A 12,050-nucleotide genomic window follows, 5' to 3' on the forward strand; every position below is an offset into this window, starting at 1 on the left:
TTAGTTCATTGTCTTTTGTCCTAAAGTCTCGTAGTCATATAGTCCCAAAGTCTTTAGTCCAAAAAAACTATTTTTTCTTAGGTTGTACTTGTTGCTGGCGCATCATTTCTTCCATGCGGGCTCCAAAACCTGATTTTTTCTTTTTGGGATCATCCGGTTTCTTTTTGTTTTCTTGTATCTGGGCATGTATCTTTTTGTCATCAACCATGAATTTGATCAGGTATTGTTGTAAAAAGGTAAGCATGTTGGCCAGGAAGTAATAATAGTTCAATCCCGCAGGATAGCTGTTCAGGGTAGCCAGGAATATGATCGGTGTAATGTAACCTATGTATTTCATCTGACCGGTTGCACCTGAGATCTGGTTATTGAAATAAGTATAGATCAGGGTTGATATGGTCATCAGCAAACACATTAAGCTAATGTGATCGCCAATAAGCGGGATGTTAGGGAAAGTAACCACCGCGTCATATGTCGACAGATCATGCATCCATAAAAAACTTTCGCCCCTAAGCTCAAATAAGCTTGGGAAAAAGCGGAAGAACGCGATCACGATGGGCATTTGTATGAGCAATGGTAAACAACCGCCCAATGGGTTTACGCCCGCCTTTTTGTAAAGCTTCAAATATTCCTGCTGTAACAGGGTAGGGTTATCTTCGCCCACTTTAGCCTTGATCTCATCCATCTCAGGTTTCAATACCCGCATTTTGGCCATGGAAAGATATGATTTGTAGGTAAGCGGTGATAAAACCAGCTTAAGTACAATGGTTAAGGCTAAAATGATGAGCCCATAGTTCCAGTTAAACTGTTTCAGGAAGTTAAATACTGGTAATACAGCAAACTGGTTAATATATTTTAATGGTCCCCAGCCCAGGTTAACCAACTTTTGCAGATCATTTCCCTGTGCTTTTAATGTTGAATAGCGGTTAGGGCCAAAATAAAACTCCATTGGCACACTGCCGTCGGCAGAACGTGCGATGGTTAAACTGGCTTTCATTTGCTTAACATCGGTAGTATCTACCACATCGGTTGATACCGACAGGCTTGATTTGCTGATGCCATTTTTAACGATCAGTACATTTGAAAAGAAGTGTTGCTTAAAGGCAATCCAGGCCATTTTTTTATCGCTGATATCTTTCTGATCATCTTTGGTCTCGCTCAGGTAATCATCGTGGCCTTCAGTGTTAAAGTAATACACGGTTGAATATTGGCGCTCCTGTTTAACGTCTTTTTCCTGTTTGTGCAGGCTGGCGGCCCAGTTAAGGTTGATGTTGCCACTGTTATTGATCACGCCATCAAGCCCGGTAGGCTTAATGGTTAAACCCAATTTAAAGCCGGTACCTTTTAACGAGTATATATAATCGATATACTGGGTAGGGCTGTAGCTTAAACGTAAGGTAACCGAAGCCGAATCATTTTCGGCAACTTTTAGTTCAGGAGTGTTTGTAGTAAAATAATACTCGTCGGTATTGATATTTTTCTCTCCGGTTGAAAAGTTTAAACCAAAATGATTTTGAGTACCACTAAAAAGAATAAGTGGTTTTTTATCAAAGGTTTTATAGTTTTTTAACTCAACAGAAGCAACTTTACCACCGCGTGTGCTTAATTTTACAAGCAGGTCCTTATTCTCCAGGATTATCAGCTTTTCGCTGCCTACAGATGCTGCGCCAAACGGACTTTTTAAAGTAGCCGAATCAGTTACGGTTGTTTTAGCCGTTTTGCCGGTATCAGACTTTGCCGCAGCAGGCGTATTTGCTTTAGCCAGACCGGCCTTTTTTAAAGAGTCCTGCTGCTGTACCAGGCGTTCTTTTTTAAGTTCGGCATCAGATGGCTTTAAAAAATAAATCGAGCCAGCTATAATAGCCATGATCAGGAATAATCCTGTAAATGTATTTCTATCCATTACTTATTGTGTCGAATGATCAGTTTTATCAATTATTGATCATCACTGTTAAATTTTCGTCTTTATTTCTCAGATCTATTCCGCCTTCGTAAACCGATTTTAAATTGGTAAGGTAAAACGCCCATCCATTTGAGCAACCTAACCTTACATACTTTTTGGAGTTATCATCAGTAGGAATATTGTGGTGTTTTAATTCAATTATCGTATATCCGTTCTGTTCTGTTAAATTAATATCAACCAGGCTTTCACCTTCAAAAGTAAATTGTATAAAATTCTTCCCGTTTGCCTCTTTAATAATTCCGGGCATAGGATCAGGGAATAAATACCAGTACCATTTATAGGAACAACCTTTATTAACCTGATCGTTAGATGCCAGAAGTTTGTTTTTGTTAGTATAAAATTCAGCTTTTTCTAAAAACCACCTTTCCACGTCGCCAGAGCGGGTCCAGGCATCGTAAATATCTGCCAGATCTGCTTTAACGGCAATCCGTTTAGTAAACGAGGTCCAGTCAAAATCTTTCATCCTTCTTAGCTAAACTCTTTATTCGCACTTATTTCTTGCGGGCGTAGGCCAACGAAGCGGCGACAAAGTTAATAAAAAGTGGATGCGGATTTGCAACTGTTGATTTTAATTCGGGATGAAATTGCGCGCCCACAAAAAATGGGTGATTTTTTAGCTCTACTATTTCTACTAAATTGTTCTCGGGATTAATGCCTGATGGTATCAATCCGGCTGTTTCGTATTGTTTCAGATAATCGTTATTAAACTCATAACGATGCCTGTGACGTTCTGAAATACGATTTTTGGCATATATGGCTGCCGCCTTGCTTCCTTTTTTCAAATCGCAGGGGTAAGCGCCTAATCGCATGGTGCCGCCTTTGTTTGTAATGGTTTTCTGATCTTCCATCATACCTATTACCGGGTATGGAGTTTCAGGGTTCATTTCGGTACTGTTGGCGTTGTTTAAGCCTAATACATTGCGGCCAAATTCTACAACGGCACATTGCATACCTAAACAAATCCCAAAGAAAGGGATATTGTTTTCGCGTACATAACGTATGGCCTGTATTTTGCCTTCAAAACCACGCTCGCCAAAGCCCGGGGCAACCAGTACGCCATGTAAGCCTTTCAGGCGTTCAATCGCGTTTTCTGGGGTTAAGGTTTCTGATGGGATGTACTCCACTCTTACCTTGCACTCCATCTTAGCGCCGGCATGTATAAAGGCTTCAGAAATGGATTTGTAAGCATCCGGCAGTTCTACATATTTACCAACAAGCGCTATGCGAACATCGGCAGTTGGGTTTTTTAAGCGACCAAGAAAATCTTTCCAATTCTCCAGATCGGGCTCAAGCTTGTGCGATAATTTTAGTTTGGTAAGTACGGTTTTATCCAGCTGCTCTTTCAGCATCAGCAAAGGCACATCGTAAATGGTTGATGCATCAATAGATTCAATTACGGCGTTGATGTTAACATTACAGAAAAGGGCTATTTTTTTGCGGATATCATTGGTAAGGTGATGTTCGGTACGGCAAACCAAAATATCGGGCTGTATACCATATTCCAACAGCATTTTTACAGAGTGCTGCGTAGGCTTGGTCTTTAATTCGCCAGCTGCTGCCAGAAAAGGCACCAGTGTAAGATGAATTACCAGGGAGTTACCTGACCCAATTTCCCACCTGAACTGGCGTACAGCTTCAATGTAAGGTAATGATTCAATATCGCCCACGGTACCACCCAGCTCAGTAATCACAATATCATATTCGCCGCTTTCGCCCAGGATGCGGAAATTTCTTTTTATCTCGTCGGTAATGTGCGGTACTACCTGTACGGTTTTACCCAAAAACGCGCCTTCACGTTCTTTATTGATCACATTTTGGTAAATACGACCAGTAGTAATGTTGTTTGCTTTTGATGTAGGGGTATTTAAAAAACGTTCATAATGGCCAAGGTCAAGATCTGTTTCGGCACCATCTTCGGTAACATAGCATTCTCCGTGTTCATAAGGGTTCAACGTTCCCGGATCAATATTGATATAGGGATCAAACTTTTGAATAGTGACACGGTAACCGCGCGATTGAAGAAGTTTAGCTAAGGAAGCTGAGATAATACCTTTTCCTAACGACGAGGTAACGCCGCCCGTAACAAAAATATATTTAGTCATGATTTTTTTTGAAAATGGCCCCGGTTTTATGCCGAAACCAAATGTTTGTGTACGGGATACAAAAGTAAGAAAAAATTTAGGCTTTGCGACCAGTTTTTTCAGAAAAATGGAAGGCGTGAGTTGTTTTACACAGCTGTGTTTATAAGTGCGTTCGCTACCGCGAGCTTTTAGCTCGTGCCGATCGTAGCTTCAAAGTGTAAATGCATTTTTAGCCGACGAAATTACAATTGTTGAAAAGGATTGGGGTATTAAAAGGTATCTTATCCTCTGTTAACCGATAAGGCAATAAAAACTCCATCATAATTATTTATAAAGAATAGTTGTAGATTTAGTTTGCCTGACTAAACCTTGTGCCTGCCTATTTGTCTGATCGTGAGATGATTATTTATAACGTTACACTTCTGCTGTTTTTGTTTAGCAAATCCATATTTAGTATGGGTGAGCAAACTGTATATAATGGAGATACTCTATTGAGAAGAGATACTGTTAATGAAATCAATAAAACGAAAAATATATACATACAAACTTGGATACCAGCCAATAGGACTTCAGAGGATAGGATACGATTGGTAAACCCATCAGATAGCGATTATGTGAAGTTTGTTTTTTATGGTGATATGGGTATAATTAATTATGCTTACTATGAGTTTAAAAAGAATATACCAGATGGAAAATATTTGGTATATATTAACGACAGATTGGATAGGGAAACTACCTTTAAAGGGCATAAGAAAAACGGCCCTGCACACAACTATTATTCATCGGGAGAATACGATGAATTATTTTATAAAAATGATACGATCAGGGGTGTTTTAAAAAGCTATTTTTCTAATGGTGATTTAAACCGGAAAAGTTTTTTTTATAAAGGAAAAATTAAGCTTCGAATAATTTATGACGGCAATAAGCAACTTTTGAGTAATGAGTTTTATATAAACGATAGTTTGGTCAGATATGAAAGGTTTAATACAGATGGGAGCATAAACGTTATATGGAAAGAGGGGCATATTAAAAGAACCCAATTACTCATCGAAAAGTTTGAAGGTAAGCGCGTATACGATTATATTAACGGGGTTTTTGAGCTTACCTATAATAATAACCAAATCATAAATTGGACATTTACAGAAAAATAATATGGTCAGGGTCTTTATAATCGTTTTAATATTTATCCTAGATTGCGCCAATATTCATGCACAGCCTAAAATAACTTTTAAAGACCATAAGGCTGATCATGATATTATTAGCAATTATATTAATAAGCTTAACAGGGAGATAGTTTATAACGATATTAATTATAAGGATAAAAACAAACAGGACGTCATTGACAGCTTAATAGAAGTAAGCAGATCTAAATACAATGAAGGATATGTTATTTATGCACCCGATAACAAGTTTAAAGTATTTGTCATTAAAGGCGAAGATTGCGGCGCTCATTGCAATTGTATTTATAGGGCTTATATACATATTAAAGAGCCCAAGACGAAACAGGCACTTACTGACAACTTTTTACCGGTTGATGTTATATTTAAATTGAATGATGATAAATACCTTATCATTCAAAAATCAAGTTCATGTGGTGGAAATGTACAATATGATTATGAGCAAGCTACCATAATATCTATTAAAAATGGTAAGATAATTTATCACCCTTTTAATTATAAAAATCCCATAGATCGAACAAATAGCAATGAAAGTAAAGAAGACGGTAGTATAAGTTTATTTCAATTGATGACAGATTCAAATGATAACCTTGTATTAAAATTCAATCCCAAAACTAACCTGTTAGCATATAAATACAGGAACGAAGCTTGTATATATTCTGGCTATTTTAAATATGAACAGGGGTTATTTATACACAAAAAAGAGATCAAAAGGATAATTACCTCTTCCGGAAATTAAGTTCACATAGTACTGTATTTGTTTCCAATAAAGCATTAGATGATAACACCGGCCATCAGCTTGTTATGAAATGTTAAATGCTTTAAATCAATAAGTTAAATTCTGTTAAAAGTTGTTAAGGTATGTTAATGTACATGGCGTTTTGACAATTTCCCCCGAAATTGTGGCCTTTAACTTATGATGAAAACTTTACACCTTATTATTTATGCAGTACAATAAGATCAATAACCTGTTAGGCTGGTTGTGCCTGTTAATAGCTTTTGCTACCTATGTTTTAACCTTAGAGCCATCTGTTAGTTTTTGGGATTGCGGCGAGTTTATATCCTGCGCTTACAGGCTGCAGGTATCGCATCAGCCGGGTTACCCCATGTTTGCCATGCTGGGTAAAGTTTTTTCCCTGCTATCCCTGGGCAATAATACTAAAGTACCTTACTATACGAATTTGGGCTCGGCCCTGGCCAGCGGCGCAACGGTGATGTTTTTGTTCTGGACTATCACCGCGCTGGCCAAAAAATTACTGATCAAAAATGGCGAAGCTGTTACCCAGTCGCAACTGATAGCGATCATGGGTGCAGGACTGGTTGGCGCATTGGCTTTTGCTTATACCGATACCTTTTGGTTTTCGGCTGTTGAAACCATTGTATTCGCGTTGGCGTCATTATGTATGGCCATAGTGTTTTGGGCCATTTTAAAATGGGATGCCCATGCTAATGAACCCGGTGCCGATAAATGGATAGTACTTATTGCCTACATTATGGGTTTATCAATAGGCATACACCTGTTAAACCTGTTATCCATACCCGCCGTAACCATGGTTTATTATTTGCGGCGGTATAAAAATCCAACGGTAAAAAGCGGCATTGTGGCGTTTATAATCAGTATTGTGATACTGGGTTTGGTGCAGTATGGCATCAGGGAATATACCATTAAGGGAGCTGCCTGGTTTGATCTGTTTTTTGTTAACAGCCTGGGATTTGGTTTTGGTAGTGGTGCTATCTTCTTTTTTCTGCTGATTGTATCTGCAATAGTGGGCGGTATCATTTACAGCATCAGGCATAAAAAGCGCGCCTTAAACCTGGCGCTGGTATGTTTGGCGTTCATCTATTTTGGTTATGGTTCATTTGCTTATATCCCAATTCGCGCTACGGCCAATACCAATTTGAATAATTCACATCCTGATAATGCTTTTACCCTGAATGGTTACCTTAACCGGATACAATATGGCGATACGCCATTACTTTACGGTCCTTACTTTGACGCCAAAGTTATTGATCAGAGCGAGGGCAGTGCTTTGTACCGTAAAGGCAGGAACCGTTATGAAGTAGCTGGCAAAAGGCCCAATTATGTTTTTGATCATAATACCCTGATCCCCCGGATGCACAGCACTGAGGGCGATGCCGATTACGCACAGAATGTGCAATTCTATAAGCAATGGCTGCAACTGGCCGATGGGCAAAAGCCAACTTTTATAGATAATATGAGGTGGATGCTGAGCTGGCAAATGGGCCAGATGTACTTGCGCTACTTTTTATGGAATTTTGTTGGCCGTTATAATGATGTTGACGGGCAAACGAGCACCGTATCTATCGACGGCAACTGGACATCGGGCTTATTTGATGGCGGCAGGCATTTACCAAAATCCGTTACCGGTTCAAATACCTACACGCCTTTATATGCTTTGCCGCTTATTATTGGTTTGTTGGGAATGGTTTTTCATTTCAGGCATAAAAAGAACGATGCAACAGTAATAGCGCTGCTTTGGTTTTTTACAGGTTTGGCTATTGTGTTATATGTTAACCAGACCAATTTGCAACCCCGCGAGCGCGATTACTCATACGTTGGCTCTTTTTACGCTTTTGCTATATGGATAGGGTTGGGTGTACTGGCCATTAATGACCTGGTTAGGCGTAAAATAAACGCGAGGGGTGCCGCGCTGGCTTCGGTTGTAGTTTGTTTGCTGGTGGCCCCGGTATTGCTGGCCCGGCAAGAGTGGGGCAACCATGATCGCTCTTCTAAAACTACGGCTCATGACATGGCCTATAATTTCCTGATATCGTGCCCTAAGGATGCTATTTTGTTTACCTATGGAGATAATGACACTTATTCGCTTTGGTATGATCAGGAAGTGGAAGGTGTAAGGCCCGATGTACGGATAGTATGTAATAGCTTGTTGGGCATGGATTGGTATATACGCCAAATGGGCCGCCCCATGAACCAATCGGCCCCGTTGCCCATTACTATGCCATTTGACAAATACAAACAGGGTGTGCGCGATGTAATTGCCTACAGCGATGCTAAGATACCCGGACATGTAGATGTAAAAGAAGTGTTTGATTTTATAACCTCTGATGATAGCCGCACCAAAGTGCAATACCAAAGCGGTGAAACCATGAATTATTTGCCTACTAAAAACTTTAAACTGGCTGTTGACCCGCAACAGCTGGTGAAAAATGGTGTGGTTACTCCGCGACAAAAAGATCAGCTGACAAGTAATATGGAATGGACGTACAACACCAATTATATGTTTAAAGATAATTTGGCTATTATGGATGTGCTGGCACATAATAACTGGAAAAGGCCTATTTGCTTTAGTATTGGTTTTGGGCAGGATAATATGGGTGGCTTACAACCATATATGTACAAAGAAGGCTTTGTTTATCACCTGATACCTTTTAAGGCCGATACATCTATACAAAACCAACTGGGCAAGGTAAACAGCCTGGTAATGTACAATAATGTGATGAACAAGTTTAAATATGGTAATTTTAAACACGCCAGGTATCTGGATGAAGTTTCAAAAAGTGAATTTTATCCATTTATGGAAACTACCTTTCATGACCTTGCCCAGGGCTTAATAAAAGAGGGCCGGAATGACCTGGCCTTAAACGCCCTGCACAAATTTGATCAGGAAATGCCAGACATTAATCCTAATATTGATTCGGCGCACCGTAAATTGCAGTTGGCACAGGTGGCGTATAAATTGAACGATAAGGAGCTGGCCAATCGTTATGTAAAAGGTATAGGCAATTATCTTACCGATCAGCTGGCTTATAATTATAGCCTGCTGCAAAATAAACCAGAAGCGCTGGATGTTAACCAGGTACAGTTTCAGTTATATGTATTGAACGGGCTTGTGGATACCACAAAAAATTACCAGGAAACGGCCCTGCACAACCAATTTCAGGCACAGCTTGATGATTATGGGAATAAGTTTGCGGTATTGCAGAGCAGGCAGTAGGGATGCCTATAAATAATAGGATGTCATTGCGAGGTATGAAGCAAATAACAAATTTGTCATTCTGAGCATAGCGAAGAATCTAATCGCCGAATAGATCCTTCGTTCCTCAGGATGACAAGGTGGTGAAAGGGGTTGTCACACTACGCAATGACATATTTGTTAATTGTTGTACTGAAGCGCGGTGGGCACCTCCCCGCACGATCCTTCGAAAGGCTCAGGATGACAGCCCCTTTTTATGAGCAGCCTTAAAACATCGTATTCAGCTTCTTCAGGTCTTCCGGCACATCAACCGCGTAGGTTTCCAGTTCGGTTTCGGCAACTTTTATGCGGTAGCCGTTCTCAATCCAGCGCAGTTGTTCCAGACTTTCGGCTTTTTCCAGTGACGATACGGGTAGTTTGGTAATTTGCTGCAATACATCGGCGCGGTAGCCGTATATGCCGATGTGTTTAAAAAAAGTATAAAACTCTAGCCAGTTCTCCGGTTCCTGTCCGCGGATATGCGGCAGGGTTGAGCGCGAAAAGTAAACGGCTTCTGAAAGTTTATTGATCACTACTTTGGGCGAGTTGTTATTAAACAGTTCTTCCTCGGTTTTAATGCGTTTTATGAGGGTGGCTAATTGCGTATTTGAGTCGTTGAAACAAGCCGTTAGCTTGGTGATCTGCTCGGGGTCGATAAAAGGTTCATCGCCCTGTATATTAATGATCACAGCATATTCGGGGTGCAGCCGGGCAACTTCGGCACAACGGTCGGTACCGCTTTGGTGGGTATCGGCGGTCATTACTGCTACACCGCCAAATGCTTGTGTATGGTCAAATATGCGCCTGTCATCAGTCGCTACAATAACCTCGCTAAGACTGGTGCATTTTTTAGCTTGTTCATATACCCGCTGTATCATGCTCTTGCCTGCAATATCAACCAAAGGCTTACCCGGAAAACGGGAAGATGCATAACGGGCGGGAATGATACCGAGGATTTTCATTTTGAGTTTCGCGTTGCGTGTTGTCAGTTGCGGGTTTTTAAGTTGCGTATTTTAAGCCCGGGGATAAATTATTAATTTGATATAAAATAAAATAGATTACACGAAACGCGCAACCCGCACCTTCAATTAAAACAGCCCGTTAATTTCCCGCTCAATGAGCTGAACAATGGTGGCCATATCTTCGGTATTGTTGGCAAAGTCAAGATTATCTTTATCCAGGATCAGTAATTTACCGAGTTTGTAGTTCCTTATCCATTTGTCATACTTATCGTTCAGTTTCGACAGGTAATCCAAACGGATGCCAATTTCATATTCGCGGCCGCGGCGTTGTATATTGTTAACCAGGGTAGGTACTGATGCCTTGAGGTAAACCAACAGATCGGGCGGTTTTATAAACTCAGTGATATTATCAAATATAGATTGATAGTTTTCGAAATCGCGGGTGGTCATGAGGCCCATATCATGCAGGTTCTCGGCAAAAATGTAGGCATCCTCGTAAATGGTCCTGTCCTGCAAAATATTGCGCCCGCTTTTCTGGATATCAATAATTTGGCGGTAACGGCTGTTCAGAAAGTAGATTTGCAGATTAAAGCTCCAGCGTTTCATGTCGCTGTAAAAATCTTCCAGATAAGGGTTATTATCAACAGCTTCAAACAATGGGTCCCATCCATAATTACGGGCCAGCATTTCGGTGAGGGTAGTTTTGCCGGCTCCTATGTTTCCTACAATAGCTATATGCATGCGTTTGTTAGTTGTTGTTAGTTCAATGATAAGTGGTTGATAGCTTTAACGCAAAATGGCCATTAAAGTTTAACCAATACCTATGTGCAATTTCTAAAAATACATTTTGCACAATAAACTATCAACAAACAATCAATTAAAAATTTCTGAACCCTATAATTTCTCTTACTTCCTTAATTGTTTTTGATGCGCTTTCCCTGGCTTTATCGGCACCCATTGCGGCTACTTTGCGCAAGTAATCAGCATCGTTAGTAATTTCGTTAATACGGTCGCGAATAGGGGCTGTAGCAATGATCATGTCTTCGGCCAGTTGCTTTTTCAGATCGCCATAACGGATGCTACAGGTATTATATAGATTATTAAAATGCGCCAAAGTATCAGCCGGTGAAACAACCTTCATCAGGTCGAACAGGTTTTGGATCTCTGATGGTTTTGATTGGTTTTGGACTGTTGGTCCGCTGTCGGTTACCGCACGCATTACTTTTTTGCGGATGGCTTCGGGCGTATCACTCAGGAAAATAGCATTGCCTTCACCTTCTGATTTACCCATTTTACCTTTACCGTCAAGTCCTGGTATTTTTACCAGGTTCTCACTAAAGTTAAAGGCATAAGGCTCAGGAAAGTAATCATGGTTATAAAGCCTGTTAAAACGGTTGCCAAAATTGCGCGACATTTCCAGGTGCTGTTCCTGATCTTTACCAACAGGCACCTTCGTAGCGCGGTGAATAAGAATGTCGGCAGCCATTAAAACGGGATAGGTAAGCAAGCCAGCGTTTACGTTATCGGGCTGGGCGCGTACCTTGTCTTTAAACGAAGTGCTGCGTTCCAACTCGCCCATATACGCATTCATATTCAGGTACAGGTATAACTCGGTTACCTCAGGTACATCGCTTTGTACATAAATAGTAGCTTTTTCCGGATCAATCCCGGCGGCTAAATATTCCACCAAAACCTGTCGCACATTACCATGCAGATCGGCAGGGGTAGGGTGGGTGGTTAACGAGTGCAGATCGGCAATAAAAAAGAAGCACTTATATTCATGCTGCATTTTTATAAAGTTTTGCAACGCTCCATAGTAATTTCCTAAATGCAGGTTCCCGGTTGAACGGATGCCACTAACAACAGTTTCCATA

Annotated in this window: 9 protein-coding genes; 3 read left to right on the forward strand and 6 right to left on the reverse strand. The window is 40.5% G+C overall.

Annotated elements, in window-relative coordinates:
* Positions 1-67: 67 nt before the first annotated feature.
* The 3 genes from yidC to M2273_RS10105 are packed head-to-tail and all read right to left on the reverse strand — an operon-like array spanning position 68 to position 4,062.
* Complete coding sequence (gene yidC / locus M2273_RS10095) at positions 68-1,900, reverse strand: membrane protein insertase YidC (RefSeq protein WP_429396210.1); 1,833 nt, start codon at positions 1,898-1,900, stop codon at positions 68-70.
* 28 nt (positions 1,901-1,928) lie between these two features.
* Positions 1,929-2,423, reverse strand: coding sequence for an SRPBCC family protein (locus tag M2273_RS10100; protein ID WP_429396212.1), 495 nt, complete (start codon positions 2,421-2,423; stop codon positions 1,929-1,931).
* Between the two features lie 28 nt (positions 2,424-2,451).
* Positions 2,452-4,062 carry a CTP synthase gene (locus tag M2273_RS10105; RefSeq protein WP_429396214.1) on the reverse strand — a complete coding sequence of 537 codons (1,611 nt, stop codon included), beginning with the start codon at positions 4,060-4,062 and terminating at the stop codon, positions 2,452-2,454.
* Between the two features lie 434 nt (positions 4,063-4,496).
* On the opposite strand from M2273_RS10105, the gene M2273_RS10110 reads away from it, so the two are divergent.
* The 3 genes from M2273_RS10110 (at position 4,497) to M2273_RS10120 (ending at position 9,196) form a co-directional block, all read left to right on the forward strand.
* A complete protein-coding gene (locus tag M2273_RS10110; RefSeq protein WP_429396216.1) occupies positions 4,497-5,192 on the forward strand; it encodes a hypothetical protein in 696 nt (231 codons plus the stop codon).
* A gap of 1 nt (position 5,193) precedes the next feature.
* Positions 5,194-5,958, forward strand: coding sequence for a hypothetical protein (locus tag M2273_RS10115; protein ID WP_429396219.1), 765 nt, complete (start codon positions 5,194-5,196; stop codon positions 5,956-5,958).
* 205 nt (positions 5,959-6,163) lie between these two features.
* Complete coding sequence (locus tag M2273_RS10120; protein ID WP_429396222.1) at positions 6,164-9,196, forward strand: glycosyltransferase family 117 protein; 3,033 nt, start codon at positions 6,164-6,166, stop codon at positions 9,194-9,196.
* Positions 9,197-9,441: 245 nt separating this feature from the next.
* Here the strand turns inward: M2273_RS10120 and kdsB are convergent, their stop codons facing one another.
* From kdsB to trpS, 3 genes are all read right to left on the reverse strand, one after another.
* Entirely contained in the window at positions 9,442-10,176 is a 735-nt protein-coding gene (gene kdsB, locus M2273_RS10125; protein WP_429396225.1) for a 3-deoxy-manno-octulosonate cytidylyltransferase, read from the reverse strand.
* A gap of 126 nt (positions 10,177-10,302) precedes the next feature.
* Entirely contained in the window at positions 10,303-10,917 is a 615-nt protein-coding gene (locus tag M2273_RS10130; protein WP_429396228.1) for a deoxynucleoside kinase, read from the reverse strand.
* A gap of 136 nt (positions 10,918-11,053) precedes the next feature.
* On the reverse strand, positions 11,054-12,049 hold the full coding sequence (trpS, locus tag M2273_RS10135; RefSeq protein ID WP_429396231.1) for a tryptophan--tRNA ligase: 996 nt from the start codon (positions 12,047-12,049) through the stop codon (positions 11,054-11,056).
* Position 12,050: the final 1 nt, after the last annotated feature.

Origin of the sequence: Mucilaginibacter lappiensis, assembly GCF_050433765.1 — a bacterium.
Classification (GTDB): Bacteria; Bacteroidota; Bacteroidia; order Sphingobacteriales; family Sphingobacteriaceae; genus Mucilaginibacter; species Mucilaginibacter lappiensis_A.

Coding starts and splice junctions, on each gene's coding strand:
- yidC (WP_429396210.1), bottom strand. CDS start 1,900: ATGGATAGAAATACATTTACAGGATTATTCCTGATCATGGCTATTATA.
- M2273_RS10100 (WP_429396212.1), bottom strand. CDS start 2,423: ATGAAAGATTTTGACTGGACCTCGTTTACTAAACGGATTGCCGTTAAA.
- M2273_RS10105 (WP_429396214.1), bottom strand. CDS start 4,062: ATGACTAAATATATTTTTGTTACGGGCGGCGTTACCTCGTCGTTAGGA.
- M2273_RS10110 (WP_429396216.1), top strand. CDS start 4,497: ATGGGTGAGCAAACTGTATATAATGGAGATACTCTATTGAGAAGAGAT.
- M2273_RS10115 (WP_429396219.1), top strand. CDS start 5,194: ATGGTCAGGGTCTTTATAATCGTTTTAATATTTATCCTAGATTGCGCC.
- M2273_RS10120 (WP_429396222.1), top strand. CDS start 6,164: ATGCAGTACAATAAGATCAATAACCTGTTAGGCTGGTTGTGCCTGTTA.
- kdsB (WP_429396225.1), bottom strand. CDS start 10,176: ATGAAAATCCTCGGTATCATTCCCGCCCGTTATGCATCTTCCCGTTTT.
- M2273_RS10130 (WP_429396228.1), bottom strand. CDS start 10,917: ATGCATATAGCTATTGTAGGAAACATAGGAGCCGGCAAAACTACCCTC.
- trpS (WP_429396231.1), bottom strand. CDS start 12,049: ATGGAAACTGTTGTTAGTGGCATCCGTTCAACCGGGAACCTGCATTTA.